The organism is Arthrobacter glycogeni (assembly GCF_054510815.1).
The window spans coordinates 122,157-139,314 of sequence record NZ_JBTNDV010000010.1 but is presented as its reverse complement, the minus strand read 5'-3'; the positions used below and the strand labels follow the sequence as shown (position 1 = coordinate 139,314).

Below are 17,158 nucleotides of genomic sequence, written 5' to 3'. Positions count from 1 at the left end.
ACTCAGTTCCGTTCGGCCTTGCTGGAGATGTTGCGGGCCATCGACTTGAAGATGATTCCGTGGAACGGGAGCACTCCCAGCCAGTACAGCCGCCCGGCGAGACCCTTGGGGAAGAACACTGCACGCTGGGTGTACTCGCTGCCAGCGCCGTCGGGGCTCACCGACATTTCGAGCCAGGCGCGACCCGGAAGTTTCATCTCGGCGCGCAGCCGGAGCCGTTCGCCTCTGACAATTTCCTCAACCCGCCAGAAGTCCAGCGGATCGCCGGTCAGCAGTTGGTCGGCGTGGCGCCGTCCCCGTCGGAGCCCTACCCCGCCAGCCAGTTTGTCCATCCAGCCGCGGGCGGCCCACGCAACCGGCAGCGAGTACCAGCCGTTGTCCCCGCCGATGCCCTCAATAACCTTCCACAGCCGCTCGGGGGTGGCCTTGGATTGGTAGACCTGCAGATCGGTGAACACGGTGTGTCCGGCCCATTCGGGGTCGGTGGGCAGCGGATCGGCTGCCGTGTCAACGCGTGAGGCTCCCGCCCAGCTGGTTTCCACCTCTCCCCCGCGTTCCTTGCCCAGCGCAAGGTCGACTGCTGTGCGGTAGTTGGTGAGCCCGCCGTCGGGCACTGGCAGATAACCATCAATGTCGTGTTCCGCGGTGATCGCGTCGTGCTGCAGCGACTCGATCAGTGGCATCGCCATCACCCGTGGGATGGGTGTGACGAGGTTGACCCAGTGGCCGGCGAGCCGGGGCGTCAGCACCGGCAGGGCGAGGATCTTGCGGCGCGGCAGTCCGGCCCCGACGGCGTACTGGTTCATCATCTCGGCGTAGGACAGCACATTCCGTGAGCCGATGTCGAAGGTCCGGTTCAGGTCGGTCGGCAGGGTGAGTGCGCCAATCAGGTAGTGGAGCACGTCCCGGACGGCGATCGGCTCAATCCGGTTCAGGACCCACTTCGGTGCCGGCATCACCGGGAGCACATCGGAGAGATGCCTGATCATCTCGAACGACGCCGACCCGGACCCGATAACCACACCGGCCTGATAGGCGATGGTCGGAGTTCCGGATTCCAGGAGAATCCTTCCCACTTCCTCGCGGGAGCGCATATGGGTGGACAGCTTTACATTTTCCGGGTGCAGGCCGCCTAGATAGACCATCCGCGTCACTCTGGCGGTGGTGGCTGCCTTCGACACCATCGACGCGATCTTCGATTCCTTGGTTTCGAAGCCTTTGCCGGTACCCATCGAGTGGACGAGGTAATACAACGTGTCCACCCCTGCGCAGGCTTCGGTGAGAGATGCCTCGTCCTCGAGGTCGCCCTTCACTACCTCCACCGACGACGCCCAGGGGACGTCCTTGAGCTTCTGCGGCGACCGCACCAGCACACGCACTGTGTGACCCTCAGCGACGAGGCGGGACACCAGCCGGCCGCCAATGTATCCGGTCGCACCGGTGACTAAGATCAGTTTGCTGTCTTGTTCCATTTCCTCAGCCTACGCTTTACCCCGGCATCCGAGGGACAAAAAACCCCTTCCCGCCAGTACGAAGCTGATGGGAAGGGGTTTGGTGGCTCCTCCGACTGGACTTGAACCAGTAACCCTTCGATTAACAGTCGAATGCTCTGCCAATTGAGCTACGGAGGAAAGCAGCAAATCCAACTTTACATACCAAGAGCGGGGAAGTGAAATTGGCCGGCAACTAGTCCGAGCGCAACTGCCGACGGCGCATTTCCAGTTCCAGAAGATCCCGTTGTAACTGCACGTATTGCTCGGGGTCGGCGGCGGCATCGACCCGCTGCAGCCGACCCTGCATCTCGGCCTTGAGCCGGGTGATGCGCAGCTCGTAGAGCCGGTTCAGGATGTCCCGGCAGTAGAGGGCGAGGGCGTCCTCGGCTTTCGACGGCAGCGGCGTGACAGCCAATTCGGTCACCAGCCCCCGCAACACCTCAGGGACCTCCTGGCGGACCCGTTCCACCCACTGGGCCGGATCCACCCCGGCGGCACCGGCCGCCTGTACAGCGTCCTTCAACACGCCGTAGACGCGCTCCGAGAATTCCGACTCGGTAAAACGTTCCCAGTGCACCGGCTCCAGCAGGTTCGGGTATTGCAGGACCACCTCAAGGACTTCGCGCTCCATCCTGCCGATCGGGTCCTTGGGGTCCGGCCGCGGAAACTGCTGCACCTCGCCGCCGTGCTCCGATCCAGCGGGTGATGCCGCGCCGGAGGAGGAAAACGACGACGCATCGTGCTCGCGGGATCCGATACCCGATCCGGCTCCCTGGCCACCGCTCACCCCGGTGCCCTTCCGGGCAGCAGTGGACACCGCCCGGGCCACCTGATCCTCGCCGACGAACTGCATGCCCAGCCAGCGAGACAGCTCGCGGGTGTAGATGGACCGTAGTGACACGTCGCGGATGCGGGCGACGATCGGCGCGGCATGCCGGAGCGCGTTGACCTGCCCTTCGCCGGTGGTGAGGTCGTAGTTGCCGAAGGATGCCTTGATGGCAAACTCGAACAGTGGCCTGCGGGACGAGATCAGGCCGCGGACGGCATCGTCGCCCTTGGCCTGGCGTAGCTCGCACGGGTCGGCGCCGCTGGGCTCTACGGCGACGTAGGTCTGCGCCACGAACCGCTGGTCCTCCTCGAAGGCACGCAGGGCCGCCTTCTGGCCGGCGGCATCGCCGTCGAAGGTAAAGACCACTTCCCCGCCGGACCCGTCGTCGGACAGAAGCCGGCGCGCAATCTTGATGTGGTCGGCCCCGAAAGCGGTGCCGCAGGTGGCGACGGCGGTGCCCACCCCGGCGAGGTGGCAGGCCATTACGTCGGTGTAGCCCTCGACCACTACCAGCTGACGCGATTTGGCGATCTCCCGTTTGGCCAGGTCGATGCCGTACAGGACCTGGGATTTGCGGTACAGGGAGGTTTCGGGGGTGTTAAGGTACTTGGGTCCCTGGTCTTCCTCGTATAGCTTCCGCGCCCCGAACCCGACGGTGTCGCCGGTAATGTCACGGATTGGCCAGATCAGCCGGCCACGGAACCGGTCGTAGATCCGCTGGGCGTTATTGGAGGAGACGCTGAACATGCCTGTGAGCTTGAGTTCGTCCTGGGTGAAACCCTTGCCGGTGAGGTGGGTCAGGAGGCCGTCCCAACCTTGCGGGGCGTAGCCCACCCCGAACAGTTCGGCGGCGCCCCGGTCGAAGCCGCGCTCCTGCAGGAACCGGCGGCCCGCGGCGGCACCCTGGGTGAGGAGCTGATCGCGATAGAACTCGGCGGCGATCTTGTGCGCGTCGAGCATGCGTTGGCGTTTGCCGATGTCCTCCCGGCGTGGGCCAGTCCCGCCGTCTTCATACCTGAGCTCGAAGCCGATCCTTGAAGCAAGTTTCTCGACCGTCTCGGAAAACGAGGTGTGGTCCATTTTCTGGACAAACGAGATCACGTCCCCACCCTCGCCGCAGCCGAAGCAATGGTAGGAGCCCAGCTGCGGACGGACGTGGAACGACGGCGAGCGCTCGTCGTGGAACGGGCACAGCCCCTTGTAGGAGCCCACGCCAGCGGATTTCAGCGTGACGTACCCGTCGACGATTTCCTTGATGTCAGTGCGTTGGCGTACCTCATCGATGTCTTCGCGCTTGATGAGTCCGGCCATGAAAACAGTCTATGCGGCGCCGCTGCCCTGAGGTTCCGCCGGGACCCCTTGTGCAGGAGAAGTGCCCCACGCGGGACGGCCGGCTACCAGCTACCAGCTACCAGAGGGACGGGACCGGCCCGACCGCCCGTCGGTGCAGGGCCAGGGCCGAGGCATCGGTAAGGGAGGCGACCTGGTCGATGATAACCCGCAGCCGGGCGTCGTCGTCGGGCGCGTCTTTCCAGTCCCCGGCGAAGGTGGGTTCGAGGAACCTGTCTCCCGCCGCTGCCATCTGGGCGACCAGCGAGCTGAGTACCTCCCGCTGGCGTTCGTAGACGGGCTGGCGCCGCTCGGTGGTCATCACAAAGGTGGTGGCCAGGCCCTTCATGACGGCGATTTCCAGTTCAGTGTCCTCGGGCACCACCATTTCCGCGTGGTACCGGGTGAGCGGGTCGTGGCCGTAGCGGGCGCGGGTGGCGGCGAGCGCGCTGAGGCAGAACCGGCCGATCAGCTGGCTGGTCATGTTCTTCAGGGCGGCCATGGACCGCCTGCTGCCGTCGGCGCCGCGCACCCAGATATCGGTCGCCTCGAGGCGGGCGAGGGCCGCTTCCACCGCTGCGGGGTCGCTGTCCGGCAGATACCACTGCTGGGTGTAGCCGACCACCCGGGCGCGCTGGTCGGAGCTATCGAGCTGTTTGAGCTGGAAGTGGCCGGCGACGATGGCGTCTTCCACGTCGTGAACGGAGTAGGAAATGTCGTCGGCGAGGTCCATCACCTGGGCTTCCAGGCAGGATTGGCTGGCAGGGGCGCCCTCGCGGAGCCACTCGAAGACCGGCAGGTCGTCCTCGTAGGCGCCGAACTTGGAGGTTCGCTGCCCGTGACGCACCGGCGCGTTGGTCGCGGTCCACGGATACTTCGAGGCGGCGTCAAGGCTCGCCCGGGTAAGGTTCAGGCCGGCCGGGGTGCCGTCGCCGCGGATCACCTTCGGTTCCAACCTGGTCAGCAGGCGTAGGGTCTGGGCGTTGCCTTCAAAACCGCCGACCGAATGCGCCAGATCGTTCAGCGTTGATTCGCCGTTATGGCCGAAGGGCGGATGGCCGAGATCGTGGGCCAGGCAGGCGGCGTCGACAATGTCCGGATCGCAGCCGAGCGCACGCCCCAGTTCGCGGCCCACCTGGGCGACCTCAAGGCTGTGGGTGAGGCGGGTCCGGACGAAGTCGTCGGTGTCCGGGGCCACCACCTGGGTTTTGGCTCCGAGGCGCCGGAGCGCGGAGGAGTGCAGTACCCGGGCACGGTCGCGCTCAAAATGGGACCGATGGGTGCTCTTCGCGGGTTCGTCGACCCACCGCTGCCTGTCGGCGTCGGTGTACCCGGCGGTCACCGGCGCATGTGGGAAGCTCATGGGAGATTCAGCCACCTGAGACATCCACTTCCGCGGCGGAGATGTCCGCCTGCTGTGCATCGTTGAGGGCTCGTGAGTTCAGCCAGTCCTGCGGTAGGGAGGTCTTCTTGGGGCTGCCGGCACGGCCGCGCGGGCCTTCCGCGTCGACCCCCGGGTACGGGGAGTCGGCGTCGAGCTCGGCCAGCAGCTCACGCAGCACCTCAAGGGTGGGGACGGCGGCAAGTTTGGCGCGCAACTCCCCGCCCACCACGTAACCCTTGAAGTACCAGGCCATGTGCTTGCGGATGTCCCGCAGCGCCATCATCTCGTTGCCGAAGGTATCCACCAACAGCTCGGCGTGGCGGTACACGGTCGCAGCCACCTGGCCGAGGCCGGGCTGGTGCCTGGTGCTGTCTCCCTCGAACGCGTTCATCAGGTCACCGAACAGCCACGGCCTGCCCTGGCAACCGCGGCCGATGACGACGCCGTCGACGCCTGTCTCGCGCACCATCCTGATGGCGTCCTCCGCCGACCAGATGTCGCCGTTGCCCAGGACCGGAATGTCGGGCAAGGCTTCGCGGAGTTCAGCGATCGCGTTCCAGTCGGCTTTGCCCGAGTAGAACTGTGAAGCGGTGCGCCCGTGCAAGGCGACGGCTGCGACGCCGCTGTCCCGGGCGATCTTCCCGGCTTCGCGGAAGGTCAGGTGATCCTCGTCGATCCCCTTGCGCATTTTGATGGTGAGGGGAATCCCGCCCTTCGACGCTTCCCGGACGGCGGTCTGCACGATTCCGGTAAACAGGTCGAGTTTCCAGGGCAGCGCCGCGCCGCCGCCCTTGCGGGTGACTTTCGGGACAGGGCAGCCGAAATTGAGGTCAATGTGGTCAGCGTGGTCCTCTTCGACGAGAATCCTGATGGCGGCACCCACAGTGACCGGGTCGACGCCGTAGAGCTGCACCGAGCGGACCGCTTCGTCGTCGTCGTGCGAGATGATCCGCAGGGACTCGGGGTTTCGTTCGACCAACGCGCGGGAGGTCACCATCTCCGAGACGTACAGGCCGCCACCGTATTCGCGGCAGAGGCGGCGGAACGCGGTGTTGGTAATGCCGGCCATCGGCGCGAGGACCACCGGTGTTTTGACGGTGATTCCGCCGAGCTGCAGTGGTGGCAGGTCAAGGCGCGTGTCGGCGGGCAGGGTCGATACAACAGTCACCTGTCCATTGTCGCAAGCTGAGGCAAATCGGGAAGGGGCAACAGGTTTGCGGCGTGTTCTCCCCCGGCGGGTGGTTAGCCGTCGCTGCGGTCTGCGTCGTCCCGGCGGGCCCGGCGGGTCAGGGCGACAGCGACCAGTTCAGCCGGCGGCCGGGGCGCGGCACTTTCGGCGGTCAGGACTCCGGGAGTCGGGACGCCGTCGTCGGGCGCTGCCTGCGGGCGGAGGCCCACCGACTTGACCACGAGGACGGCGATCAGGGTGGTGGCGGGGATGGCGAGCACCAGGCCGATCGAACCCACCAGGGTGCGCACCACTTCCTCGGCCAGCTCGCCGCTTGTGAGGTTCTCCAGCACTGTCCGGTCGTACAGGGAGACCAGGATCAGTAACGGCAGCGCAGCGCCGGCGTAGGCGAAGGCGATCGTGTAGACCGTGGACGCAATGTGGTCCCGCCCGATCCGCATGGCCCCGGTGAACAACCGGCGGGCCGAGGTGTTGGGAGCCAGTTCGTACAGCTCCCAGACAGCCGACGACTGGGTGATGGTCACGTCATTGAGGACGCCCAGCCCGGAAATGATCAGGCCGCACATGATGATCCCGGAGATCGATACCTCCCCCGAGGCGTTGACCAGCACGTACGCGTTTTCGTCGCCCACCCCGAACAGGTAGATGGACTCGGTGGCCCAGGCGGCCAGCAGCGCCGTGATCGACAGGCCGAAAAGGGTGCCGAGCAGCGCTGTTGAGGTGCGGGCGGAGAATCCGTGGGCAAAATAAAGCACCCCGATCATGATCACCACCGATCCCACCAGGGCCAGCAACAACGGCGGCTTGCCCTCCACCAGGCCCGGCAGGATGAACTGGGCCAGCACCACCAGGGCACCGACCAGGCCGATCATCGCGCGTAGTCCACGCCAGCGCGCGACGGCGACCACCACCACCGCGTAAAGAACGGCGAGCCACATCATCGGCACGGTCCTGACAAAGTCAATGAAAATATACGGTGCGCTGCCGCCCTGGATGACGCCGTCGAGATTGAGGTAGCGGATCTTGGCCCCCACCTCGACGGCGCCGGCACGCGCCAGTTCGGGGGTGACCTCCACGGGGATCGGCGCGCCACCGGCGTCGGGCACGGTGTATGCCACCTGGCACTGGAGCGCTTCGCCGCCGGCGTCGACGGTGGGCTGGGACGAGGGACAGTCCTCAAGCGACACCCGTTCCACCTGCCCCACCTCAATGGACACCCCATCGGCCGTGGCATACGGGTTGGCAATGGTGACACTGCTGCGGTCGCCGCTGGGCCAGAGCAGGATCATGCCGATGACCGTCAGGATTCCTACCGGGACCAGGATAGCGGCGAGCAAAAGGTTGGCCCGTTGCCGAGCGCCAATCGTCGCTGCGCTCGGCTCCGAATTGACTGTGTGATGAGTGTGGCTGTGGCCCACGAGATTCCCAGCTGTCCTTGGTCGGTTCCTCCGCACCGGTTCGGCGCTGTACGGAATTCTACGGGGGCGGACCCTACGCGGGGTCGGGCCGCGCCCTCCTCGGGACATAAGCTATAACCACGGTTTATCGGAGACAACGCAGTAGGCGGAAAAGAGCAGATGAAAGAGCGGTTCAGTGAATCGGACGAGGTTCCCGCCGGGACGGTCGCGCATGCGCCGGAGATCTCCGTCCGGGGAGCGTCGGGACCGGTCCGGGGGGTGGTACTGGTACTTCATGGCGGCCGCGCCAATAGCTTCGAACCGGTGCGCGCACGTCACCTCAGCCCGGCGCGGATGGTCCCCTTCGCCGCGCTGATCCACCGCCGCGGCGCCAGCCACGGCCTTGAAGTGTGGTCACTGCGCAACCGGGTGCGCGGCTGGAACGGTCAGGAAATGTCGCCGCTCCACGATGCCCGCTGGGCCCTGGCAGCAATCGGGGAACGCCATCCCGGCGTCCCTATCTACCTGGTCGGCCATTCAATGGGCGGGCTCGTTGCGCTCTGCGTCGCCGACGATTCCCAGGTCCGTGCTGTGGTCTCCCTCGCGCCGTGGCTGAGCGAGACCACCCCCGCAGAGCCAGTGACCGGTCGGCGTGTCCTGATCCTGCATGGCGATTCGGACCGCTGGACCTCGCACCGGCAATCGCTGCGCTATGCCCACCGTGCCCGCGTGCTGGCCACCGAACTGCACTATGTCACCGTCACGAACGCCGGACACTTCATGGTCAAGAAGGCCAGCCTCTGGCATGAACTCACCGCCTCGTTTGTGCTCCAGTCCTTCGCGGCGGACACGGGAGCCGCGGTGGATCCCGACGGCACCCTGCCCGCCCGGGAACTGCTGGCCAGTGATCAACCCCTGTCCATCACCGTCTAACAACCGGCTTTAACTAACCATCAAAGGTGCGCGATGCCTGATTTTCCGTTTCTTCGCTTTGTTGAGGGCTTCGGCTGGGCGGCGCTAGGCGTCGTCGTGCTCCTCGCTGCCACCTTCGCCCTCGCGCAGGTCCAGAAGCGCCATTCCGTCATCGATACGGCGTGGGGGCTTGGTTTTGTGGTGATCGCTGCGGTCACCTTCGTCACCTCCGCCGAGACTTCGGGAGAGTCAGGGGGCGACGACGCCCGCCGCTGGCTGATGCTGGTTCTTACCGCTGCGTGGGGGCTGCGACTTGCGGGCTTCATCGGGTGGCGGGCCCGTGACGGAGCCGAAGACCCGCGCTACGAGGATATGCTCGGCGAGGCGCCCGGCTCTCGAAATATGTTTGCGCTGCGGAAAATTTACCTGACGCAGGGGGTGGTGATGCTCTTTGTGTCCCTCCCCATCCAGGTGGCGATGTACGCGACGGGCCCGCTCGGCTGGCTGGCCTGGGTGGGAGCCTTCATCTGGTTGGTTGGCTTCTTCTTTGAGACGGTCGGCGACTACCAGATGGCGGCGTTCCGGAATGATCCGGCCAATAAGGGCACCGTGATGGACCGCGGCTTGTGGCGCTATACCCGCCATCCCAACTATTTCGGTGACGCCGCCGTCTGGGTGGGCCTGTTCCTGGTGGCAGCGGATTCCTGGCCGGGTGTCCTCACCATCCTCTCCCCCGCCCTGATGTTCTGGACCCTGTCCAACAAAACCGGGAAGCCGCTGACCGAGAAGCGCCTCAGCACGCGGCCCGGCTACCGGGAGTACATCGAGAACACCAGCGGCTTCTTTCCGCTCCCACCCAAACCCGGACGAGGTGCATCATGATGAGTCGGCTCACTCAGAAAATTGGCGGCTGGCAGCCCCGCCCCAACGATCGTTTCTACCGCATGATCGTCCGCACCGGCCAGGCGCTGCGATTGGTGTTTCGCATCCGGGTGATCGTCACCGGCCAGGAGAACCTGCTGCCTCCCGGACCCCGGAACGGGCAGTCCCGGCGCCCCGTGCCGGGCGAGGGCGCCGTCGTCGCGATCACCCACTTCGGGTATCTGGACTTCGCGTTCGCGGAGCTGGTGCTCTGGCACCACACGCGCGCCCAGATGCGGTTCCTCATCACCAAGGGCGCCGGGTCGCATTGGTTTGCCGGGCCAGCAATCCGGGCTGCGGGCCACGTGATCGTCGACCGTAGCGCCGGGGGTGCCGCCTATCAGCGTGCGCTGGAGAAGCTGCAGGCCGGCGAGTACGTGGCGATCCTGCCCGAGGCCGGTGTCAGCCGCAGCTACACCGTCCGGGAACTGAAAACGGGTGCCGTCCGTCTGGCGGCGGAGGCTGGAGTGCCGATCATCCCCGTGTCGGTGTGGGGGTCACACCGTCTCATGAGCCGGGGCCACAAGCTGTCCCTCGCGACGGTCTTCCGGGCGCCGGTCCGGGTCCACGTCAGTGAGCCGATCTGGCATGGAGCGGATGCCGACGTCGTCCATGAGACCGAGCAACTGCGGGCCGAACTCCAGGACGGCATTGACCGGGGCATCGCCGACTTCCCGCTGGTACCCGAGGCTGATGCCTGGTGGCAGCCCGCCCACCTCGGTGGTGGCGCGATGACCGAGGAGGAACGCATCGCTGCGGACGCCCACGACGCAGCAACGGGCCGGTACCAGCGGCAGTAGCCGGGCCAGGCACGGACAGTAGCCGGGCAGGCACGGACTGCACGCTTCACTCCCCCCCCGATCGCCGGCGAACTTATGCGCAGGTATGGCGGGTAATCTCCTCCAGGCGCCCCGCCGCCGGAAGCAAGTGTGCAGGTCTGGCGGGTGAGGATCGCGCCAACCCGCCAGACCTGCACACTTCTTTGGGGCCACCCGCCATAACTGCACAATATTGAGGCAGCGTCCCCGTTCTTCGAGAGATACCAGGGGCGAGCTAGTCGCTGATGACCTGGGTCTCGGGGGCGCTCACCGTAGCCGACCCCATGGCCAGCAGCGGCTCGACGACGTTGACCAGTGCGGTCATCGAATCGTCCACCTCCAGGAGCACCGGAAACTCGTGCACCAGCATCGCGAGCAGGGACGCCACAGCGGCTTCCTGCTCGGCCGGCGCCAGCTCGGGGTTATAGCCCACCAGCACGTCGGCCGGATCGTCGGTCCGGGCCTGGGTGTAGCTGATCGCGAACGCGGCGATCGTGCCGCCCTCGGCACCGGGCTTGTCCCTGAGCACCACCGCTCCCCCGGCCCCCGTGCTGTCGGCGAGCAGGTACTGCTGGGCCTGACCGAGGGTCATGTCCGCCGGATCCCAGCCATGGACCGAGTTGTACCAGGCGACGACGGCGGTGGTCAGTTCCACCGAACCGGTCGCCGCCTCATCGAGCTGCGGACCACCGGCGTCGTCAAAGACCGGCAGGGACAGCGCACCGGGCTCCACCTTCACGATGCGCGACCGCTGAATCTGTCCGAACCCCGACGCGGCAGCAAAGTCCCCGCCGGTACTGCCCGGGATCACCTTCGCCCGCAGGTTCGTAGCGCCCGACGGCGAGCCGCTGGCCTCGTTGCGAAGCATTCCCAACAGGGTTGACCCGACGCCCGAGCGCCGGTGGTCGGCTGCCACCTCGACGTAGGCCCACAGCCTCTGATTGTGGAGCTTCGGCTCGAAGACGTACGCCGCCGCGACGGGAACCCCCGCATCGGTACCGACAATGTCCTCGGCCACGATGCAGCGCAGCCACGGGTGGTTGGAGGACGGACGGAACAATGCCCTGGCCTGCTCTACCTGGGCGTTTTCGGGTCCACCCCATAGTTGGATGAGCTCCAGGTCGTCGCCGTCGCGCCATTCACGGTAGTGCAACGCCATCAGGAGCCGATCAGCCTGGCGGCGAGGTAGCCCTCAACCTTGTCCAGTGATACCCGCTCCTGGGCCATGGTGTCCCGTTCGCGGATGGTCACCGCCTGGTCGTCGAGGGTGTCGAAATCAACGGTGATGCAGAACGGGGTGCCAATCTCATCCTGGCGACGGTAGCGTCGGCCGATGGCACCGGCGTCGTCGAAGTCGATGTTCCAGGTCCGGCGCAGCTGGGCGGCGAGATCCTTGGCCTTCGGCGACAGGTCCTCGTTGCGGCTCAGCGGCAGGACGGCAGCCTTGACCGGGGCCAGGCGCGGGTCCAGTTTCAGGACGGTGCGCTTGTCGACACCGCCCTTGGCGTTGGGTGCCTCATCCTCGGTATAGGAATCCACCAGGAAGGCCATGAAGGACCGGGTCAGGCCGGCGGCGGGTTCGATCACGTACGGCGTGTACCGCTCGTTGGTGCCCTGATTGAAGTAGCTCAGGTCGGTGCCCGAATGCTTCGAGTGGGTCGACAGGTCGAAATCGGTGCGGTTGGCGATGCCTTCCAGCTCGCCCCACTCCGACCCCTGGAACCCGAACCGGTATTCGATGTCAGTGGTGCCCTTGGAATAGTGGCTGAGCTTTTCCAGCGGGTGCACGAACAGGCGCAGGTTGTCGGCCTTGATGCCGAGGTCGGTGTACCAGTCGAGGCGGGTCTTGATCCAGTACTCGTGCCATTCGTCGTCGGTGCCGGGCTCGACGAAAAATTCCATCTCCATCTGCTCGAACTCGCGGGTCCGGAAAATGAAGTTGCCCGGGGTGATTTCGTTGCGGAAGCTCTTGCCGATCTGGCCGATGCCGAATGGCGGCTTTTTCCGGGAAGTGTTGAGGACGTTGTTGAAGTTCACGAAAATGCCCTGGGCGGTTTCGGGCCGCAGGTAGTGCATGCCCTCCTCGCTGGCGACAGGACCCAGGTAGGTCTTGAGCAGGCCGGAGAATTCCTGCGGCTCGGTCCACTCGCCGCGGGTACCGCAATTGGCGCAGGCAATGTCCTTCAGACCATTCTCGGCGGGACGGCCCTTCTTCTCCTCGTATTCTTCCTCGAGGTGGTCGGCACGGAACCGCTTGTGGCAGCTGAGGCATTCCACCAGGGGGTCGCTGAACACGTCGACGTGACCGGAGGCTTCCCACACCTTGCGCGGGAGGATCACCGAGGAGTCGAGGCCGACGACGTCGTCGCGCCCCCGCACCACTGACTGCCACCACTGGCGCTTGATGTTTTCCTTCAGCTCGGCGCCGAGGGGACCATAGTCCCAGGCCGACCGTGAGCCACCGTAGATTTCCCCCGCCTGAAAGACAAAGCCCCGGCGTTTCGCGAGGGAAATGATGGGGTCGAGTGCGGACTGGTTCTTGGCCACTGTGGTTCTCCATTTCTACAGGCCGCTGGGTGCGGTCCGTGGTGGTGTCCGGCAGGAACTGGCTCAGGGAATGAGCCAGGGCACGGGTCCGGTGATGGGCCGATGCCTGCTCGAATCGAAGGTACAACCCTAGCCTACCGAGGAGCCCCCGCCGCGGTCGCGCGGGGCCCGTCGGGAGCCGTCGCCGCTGGGCCGGGGACCGTCGTCCTAGCGGAAACGCAGGGCACGTCTGGGCCAAGGCAGGGTGGTCAGCACAATGGCGACGAGGGTGAGGATGGGTCCTGCCACTGTGGCTAGTTCCACCACCGTGCCCGGGGTGGGGAACGCGAGGTCGAGGACCAGCGAACCCACCAACTGTCCGGCGATCATGCCCAGTCCCGTAAGCAGTACCCCCATGCTACGCACCAGCACCGCGCCGAGCCCGATGAAGACACACCCCAGGGGGCCGCCGAGGTAGTACCACCACTCGGTGGGCAGCGCCTCGCCCGGCCCGGCGATGAGTGTCTTGATCAGCCACGCCACCAGCAGTACCGAGGCTCCGGAAATGAAGTTGACCAAAGTGGCGATGATGGGGGTCCCGTAGTGGACCGCCGCGGTGCCGTTCATGGCCTGCTGGAAGCTGATCAGGAACCCGGCGAGCACCGGGAGCAGGACGGGTATCAGCCAGGACTGCAGGTCGCCGGTGGCACCAAACCGTGGCGACACGGCCCACACCACCGAGGCGACGGCGAGCGCTGTCCCGATTAGCCGCATCGTGGTCAGGGGTCGTTTGCCGGCCGGACCGATTCCCGCACGGTCGGCCAGCAGCCCGCTGAGGGTCTGCCCCATCACTGCCGCCACGGTGAAAAGTGCCACGCCCAGCACCCCGATGGTCAGGGACTGGGAGAACACGAAGAAGGCTCCGATGGTTCCGGCTGCCAAATAGATGGGTGGGAAGCGTCGTTCCCGCACGGAGGGGAGGATCTGCCGTAAACCGGCCCGCCCCCCGGGCAACACGCAGGTGATCAGCACCATCACCACCAGCCCGGTGGTGAAACTGACCAGGGCGGCGCCGGCGCCGTCGTTGAGGTGGGTGCCCAGGGCGCCGTTGATTCGGCCTTGCAGGGGGATGGCTACTCCGGCTGTGACGGCGAGCAGCAGGCCGAGGACCAGGGGAAGCCGGGGGTGGTGTGACACCCATTGATCCTATGGCAGCTTGATCAACGGCCTGGTACTGGCAGGGCTTGATGTCCTGTCAGCCAGCGGTTCGGGCAGGATGGTCCCAGTCGGGCAGAATGGTCCCATGAGCAAATCCCACGAAGTTGACCCGACCGTAGGCGACACCGTCCAGATCACCGATGACATGATCCGGCTGGGCCAACTGTTGAAGTTGGCCCACCTGGCCGAGGACGGCGCCCAGGCCAAGGAACTCGTGGATAACGGGCTCGTGAAGGTCAATGGTGCGATCGAGGAGCGGCGCGGCGCCCAGCTCCATCCCGGCGATGTGGTCACAGTCAATGGTGCGTCGGTGCGGATTACCCGCGGCTAGGCTGCGGCTCGATCCCAAACACGGTGAGCTCGATGAATTCCTTCACGTGCGCCAGTTCCCGCATGCTGATGCTGTGGCCGATCCCGGCGTAGAGCACCTTGGTGAGGGTGGTGTGGCCGACCGCCCAGCGGTGGGTGAACTCAATTCGGTCGGCGGTGATGACCGGGTCCTCCTGGTCGCGGCCCCAGAACAGCGGCACCGGGTGGGCAGCGGCGTCCTCGTCGTTGAAGAACGGGCTCCCCTCCGCGGGAACCGCGAACCCTGAGAGGCCGACGACGGCGGTAAAGTCCCGCGGGCGGTGGCGCAGCAGGCTGGTCGCAACGGCCATTCCCATGGAGAACCCCAGCAACGACACGCTGGTATGCGCGCCCTTGACCGAGTCCAGCCAGGTCACCACCCGGGCGACGGAGTCGGTCACGAGGTCCACCGAATATCCGGTGTCGTGCGACAGGGGAAACCAGGTAAACCCCGGCCCCTGTACGTGCGGCGCCCTGACCGACGCCACCGTGAGATCGGATGGCAGATGGTCCGCCAGGCCCATCAGGTCCTCCTCGTTGGCGAGGTGCCCGTGGAACATCACCAGCAGGGCTGTGCCCTGCCGTTCCGCTTCGGGGCGCGACCAGAGGACCACTGGATCCCAGGCCGTCGCGGTGGGCTGCTCGGCGGCTGGTGGGTGGGGCGTTTCCGAAAGGGTCATTGGAGTATTCTGGCACGCACCGGCCGGCGGCACCCAGCGGGGGTAGCGGTCGGGGGTCGCGTTCGGTGACCGTCTGTTACAGGATAGGGGGATGAGCCGGAACCTATCCCCACCCGCGGAGTCCCATCCTGCGCAGAACACCACTCCCCACCCCTGGACGCGGTATGTGGCGTTGGGCGACTCCTTTACCGAGGGCATCGGGGACCCGAATCCCGGGAGCGTGGGCGGCAACCGGGGGTGGGCCGACCGGGTGGCCGAAGAACTCAGCAGGGGCCATGAGGATTTCGCCTACGCCAACCTCGCCGTCCGCGGCCGGTTGCTGCACGAAATTGTGGCTCAGCAGGTGGGGCCGGCGCTCGCGTTGAAACCGGATCTGATCACCATCTCGGCTGGCGGCAACGACCTGATCCGCCCGGGCGGCGACCCGGACCTGTTGGCGGCGCGCCTGGATGATGCCGTCGGGGCATTGCGTGCCGATCACGCGACCGTGGTGCTGTTCGCCGGCCCGGACGCCCGCGAGTCCGTGCTCGGCAACTTCCGGTCCAGGACCGCCATTTATAACGAGAACCTCAGGATCATTGCCGCTCACCACGACGCGCTGATCGCCGATATGTGGGCCCTGCGCCAGTTGGTGAACCCGCAGATGTGGGACGGCGACCGGCTGCACTTCTCGCCGCTGGGACACCACACCATCGCCATGATGGTGCTGGAAACCCTCGCCGTGCCCCACTCCCTGATGCCCCTTGAGCCGCAGCCGCTCCCCCCCAAGAGGTGGCGCGCGGCCCGGACGGAGGATCTGGTGTGGGCCAAGGTTTATTTCGTACCCTGGGTACTGCGCCGGTTGCGGCGCCAGTCCTCCGGGGACGGGATCCTGGCCAAACGCCCCGACGCTGCCCCCATTTTTGGTCCGGGGATACCGCCGGGCATCGGGGGCTAGGCTCCTACCCTGCCTGGATCACCGGCCACGACGATGGCGACCTCGCGTCAGGGCGCGGGATAGAAGGCCTCCCGCAGCCGTCCGCCGAGTTGCTGGATCTCGGTCAGGAAAGCGTCATGGCCGATCGGTGAGCTGATCATATGCACGGGTACCTCACCCGGCAGCGCCGCCGCCAGGACATGGGACTGGCTGGGGTAATACAACCGGTCCGAATCCACTGCGGCGATGAAGAACTCGGCGCTGGCTTGGCCGAGGGCGTCCTGCAGGGTGCCCCGGTCGCGGCTGGCGTCGTGACCCATGAGGGCTTCGGTGAGCAGGACGTAGCTGTTGGCGTCGAACCGTTCCGCGAGCTTGTCGGCCTGGTGATCCAGGTAGCTTTCCACCTGGTAGCGACCGCGGGCCGCAGGATCCGGCGAGCCGAAAGGCGTCTCCCTGCCCTGGGCGGCCCGGCCGAACCGGTGCTCCAATTCGGGTTCGGACCGGTAGGTGATGTGGGCGATGCGTCGCGCCAGACCCAGTCCGTCGACCGGCCCGGGGCCCGGGTAATAGTCACCGCCAGCGAAGCCGGGATCCAACCGGATGGATCGAAGCTGCGCCTGGGCAAAGGCAATTTGCTCGGCCGAGCTGGCCGCGGTGCAGGCAATCACCGCGCAGCGCTGGACCCGGTCTGGGTACTGGAGGGCCCACTCCAGTGCCCTGGCCCCGCCGAGTGATCCGCCGACTACCGAATGCCACTGCCCGATACCCAGGGCATCGGCGAGGAGCGCCTCAGCGCGGACCGAGTCCCTGACCGTGAGGTAGGGGAACCGTGAGCCCCAGGGGATGCCGTCGGGATCGGCGGTGGCCGGACCGGTGGACCCATAGCACCCGCCGAGCATATTGATGGACACGGCAAAATACCGGGTGGTGTCGATGGTTTTTCCGGGGCCGACCAGCTGGTCCCACCAGCCGTCCTCGGTCGAATCGCCCCGGGCGACGTGAGTGCTGCCGGTTAGCGCGTGCTGGATCAGGACGGCGTTGGATCCGTCGTCGTTGAGGGCGCCCCAGGTCTCGTAGGCGAGCGTCAGGTTGGGGAGGTGTCCCCCGGTTTCGCAGGTGAAGGCCCCGAGGCTGAGAGTGCGGAGGACGCCGTCGGGACACTCTCCAGGGATTGACTGGACGGCATGAAGTGCCCCTG

The 17,158-nt window shown here is 66.2% G+C and carries 15 protein-coding genes and 1 tRNA gene; 5 read left to right on the top strand and 11 right to left on the bottom strand.

Annotated elements, in window-relative coordinates:
* Nucleotides 1-2: 2 nt before the first annotated feature.
* The 6 genes from ACX80G_RS12115 to ACX80G_RS12090 all read right to left on the bottom strand — a co-directional run bounded on the left by ACX80G_RS12115 (nucleotide 3) and on the right by ACX80G_RS12090 (nucleotide 7,642).
* Entirely contained in the window at nucleotides 3-1,472 is a 1,470-nt protein-coding gene (locus ACX80G_RS12115) for an SDR family oxidoreductase (protein WP_459307891.1), read from the bottom strand.
* Between the two features lie 83 nt (nucleotides 1,473-1,555).
* Nucleotides 1,556-1,631, bottom strand: a tRNA-Asn gene (locus ACX80G_RS12110).
* Nucleotides 1,632-1,686: 55 nt separating this feature from the next.
* Nucleotides 1,687-3,633: a DNA primase gene (gene dnaG, locus ACX80G_RS12105; protein ID WP_459307890.1), complete on the bottom strand. Its 1,947-nt coding sequence runs from the start codon at nucleotides 3,631-3,633 to the stop codon at nucleotides 1,687-1,689.
* 97 nt (nucleotides 3,634-3,730) lie between these two features.
* Nucleotides 3,731-5,038: a deoxyguanosinetriphosphate triphosphohydrolase gene (locus ACX80G_RS12100; protein WP_459307889.1), complete on the bottom strand. Its 1,308-nt coding sequence runs from the start codon at nucleotides 5,036-5,038 to the stop codon at nucleotides 3,731-3,733.
* Nucleotides 5,022-6,203 carry a tRNA dihydrouridine synthase DusB gene (dusB, locus tag ACX80G_RS12095; RefSeq protein ID WP_459307888.1) on the bottom strand — a complete coding sequence of 394 codons (1,182 nt, stop codon included), beginning with the start codon at nucleotides 6,201-6,203 and terminating at the stop codon, nucleotides 5,022-5,024. The genes ACX80G_RS12100 and dusB overlap by 17 nt, the downstream gene beginning before the upstream one ends.
* Nucleotides 6,204-6,277: 74 nt before the next feature.
* A complete protein-coding gene (locus tag ACX80G_RS12090; RefSeq protein ID WP_459307887.1) occupies nucleotides 6,278-7,642 on the bottom strand; it encodes a YibE/F family protein in 1,365 nt (454 codons plus the stop codon).
* A gap of 159 nt (nucleotides 7,643-7,801) precedes the next feature.
* On the opposite strand from ACX80G_RS12090, the gene ACX80G_RS12085 reads away from it, so the two are divergent.
* The 3 genes from ACX80G_RS12085 to ACX80G_RS12075 are packed head-to-tail and all read left to right on the top strand — an operon-like array spanning nucleotide 7,802 to nucleotide 10,254.
* Complete coding sequence (locus ACX80G_RS12085; RefSeq protein ID WP_459307886.1) at nucleotides 7,802-8,554, top strand: alpha/beta hydrolase; 753 nt, start codon at nucleotides 7,802-7,804, stop codon at nucleotides 8,552-8,554.
* Nucleotides 8,555-8,587: 33 nt separating this feature from the next.
* Nucleotides 8,588-9,415: a DUF1295 domain-containing protein gene (locus ACX80G_RS12080; RefSeq protein WP_459307885.1), complete on the top strand. Its 828-nt coding sequence runs from the start codon at nucleotides 8,588-8,590 to the stop codon at nucleotides 9,413-9,415.
* Nucleotides 9,415-10,254, top strand: a complete 840-nt coding sequence (locus ACX80G_RS12075) for a lysophospholipid acyltransferase family protein (RefSeq protein ID WP_459307917.1) — start codon at nucleotides 9,415-9,417, stop codon at nucleotides 10,252-10,254. Before ACX80G_RS12080 ends, ACX80G_RS12075 begins: the two co-directional genes overlap by 1 nt.
* Before the next feature lie 253 nt (nucleotides 10,255-10,507).
* On the opposite strand, the gene ACX80G_RS12070 is transcribed toward ACX80G_RS12075, so the two are convergent.
* The 3 genes from ACX80G_RS12070 to ACX80G_RS12060 form a co-directional block, all read right to left on the bottom strand.
* The gene (locus ACX80G_RS12070) at nucleotides 10,508-11,431 is read right to left on the bottom strand and encodes a GNAT family N-acetyltransferase (RefSeq protein ID WP_459307884.1); all 924 of its coding nucleotides are present in this window, start codon (nucleotides 11,429-11,431) and stop codon (nucleotides 10,508-10,510) included.
* Entirely contained in the window at nucleotides 11,431-12,819 is a 1,389-nt protein-coding gene (locus ACX80G_RS12065; protein ID WP_459307883.1) for a glycine--tRNA ligase, read from the bottom strand. The genes ACX80G_RS12070 and ACX80G_RS12065 overlap by 1 nt, the downstream gene beginning before the upstream one ends.
* A 207-nt stretch (nucleotides 12,820-13,026) precedes the next feature.
* Nucleotides 13,027-13,995 carry a DMT family transporter gene (locus ACX80G_RS12060; protein WP_459307882.1) on the bottom strand — a complete coding sequence of 323 codons (969 nt, stop codon included), beginning with the start codon at nucleotides 13,993-13,995 and terminating at the stop codon, nucleotides 13,027-13,029.
* A 106-nt stretch (nucleotides 13,996-14,101) separates the two neighbouring features.
* Here ACX80G_RS12060 and ACX80G_RS12055 point away from each other — a divergent pair, with 106 nt between their 5' ends.
* Nucleotides 14,102-14,347: an RNA-binding S4 domain-containing protein gene (locus ACX80G_RS12055; protein ID WP_459307881.1), complete on the top strand. Its 246-nt coding sequence runs from the start codon at nucleotides 14,102-14,104 to the stop codon at nucleotides 14,345-14,347.
* On the opposite strand, the gene ACX80G_RS12050 is transcribed toward ACX80G_RS12055, so the two are convergent.
* Nucleotides 14,334-15,044 carry an alpha/beta hydrolase gene (locus ACX80G_RS12050; RefSeq protein ID WP_459307880.1) on the bottom strand — a complete coding sequence of 237 codons (711 nt, stop codon included), beginning with the start codon at nucleotides 15,042-15,044 and terminating at the stop codon, nucleotides 14,334-14,336. The two genes, ACX80G_RS12055 and ACX80G_RS12050, sit on opposite strands and share 14 nt — an antisense overlap.
* Nucleotides 15,045-15,135: 91 nt before the next feature.
* Here ACX80G_RS12050 and ACX80G_RS12045 point away from each other — a divergent pair, with 91 nt between their 5' ends.
* On the top strand, nucleotides 15,136-15,981 hold the full coding sequence (locus tag ACX80G_RS12045; protein ID WP_459307879.1) for an SGNH/GDSL hydrolase family protein: 846 nt from the start codon (nucleotides 15,136-15,138) through the stop codon (nucleotides 15,979-15,981).
* A gap of 47 nt (nucleotides 15,982-16,028) precedes the next feature.
* Here the strand turns inward: ACX80G_RS12045 and metX are convergent, their stop codons facing one another.
* Nucleotides 16,029-17,132 (bottom strand): homoserine O-acetyltransferase MetX, encoded by a 1,104-nt coding sequence (metX, locus tag ACX80G_RS12040; protein ID WP_459307916.1) that lies wholly within the window; start codon nucleotides 17,130-17,132, stop codon nucleotides 16,029-16,031.
* Between the last annotated feature and the right edge of the window lie 26 nt (nucleotides 17,133-17,158).

Excerpts from the sequence above, each read along its gene's own strand:
- ACX80G_RS12050 (WP_459307880.1), bottom strand. The coding sequence starts at position 15,044 with ATGACCCTTTCGGAAACGCCCCACCCACCAGCCGCCGAGCAGCCCACC.
- ACX80G_RS12115 (WP_459307891.1), bottom strand. The coding sequence starts at position 1,472 with ATGGAACAAGACAGCAAACTGATCTTAGTCACCGGTGCGACCGGATAC.
- ACX80G_RS12080 (WP_459307885.1), top strand. The coding sequence starts at position 8,588 with ATGCCTGATTTTCCGTTTCTTCGCTTTGTTGAGGGCTTCGGCTGGGCG.
- ACX80G_RS12085 (WP_459307886.1), top strand. The coding sequence starts at position 7,802 with ATGAAAGAGCGGTTCAGTGAATCGGACGAGGTTCCCGCCGGGACGGTC.
- dnaG (WP_459307890.1), bottom strand. The coding sequence starts at position 3,633 with ATGGCCGGACTCATCAAGCGCGAAGACATCGATGAGGTACGCCAACGC.
- ACX80G_RS12100 (WP_459307889.1), bottom strand. The coding sequence starts at position 5,038 with ATGTCTCAGGTGGCTGAATCTCCCATGAGCTTCCCACATGCGCCGGTG.
- ACX80G_RS12045 (WP_459307879.1), top strand. The coding sequence starts at position 15,136 with ATGAGCCGGAACCTATCCCCACCCGCGGAGTCCCATCCTGCGCAGAAC.
- ACX80G_RS12055 (WP_459307881.1), top strand. The coding sequence starts at position 14,102 with ATGAGCAAATCCCACGAAGTTGACCCGACCGTAGGCGACACCGTCCAG.
- ACX80G_RS12075 (WP_459307917.1), top strand. The coding sequence starts at position 9,415 with ATGAGTCGGCTCACTCAGAAAATTGGCGGCTGGCAGCCCCGCCCCAAC.
- ACX80G_RS12070 (WP_459307884.1), bottom strand. The coding sequence starts at position 11,431 with ATGGCGTTGCACTACCGTGAATGGCGCGACGGCGACGACCTGGAGCTC.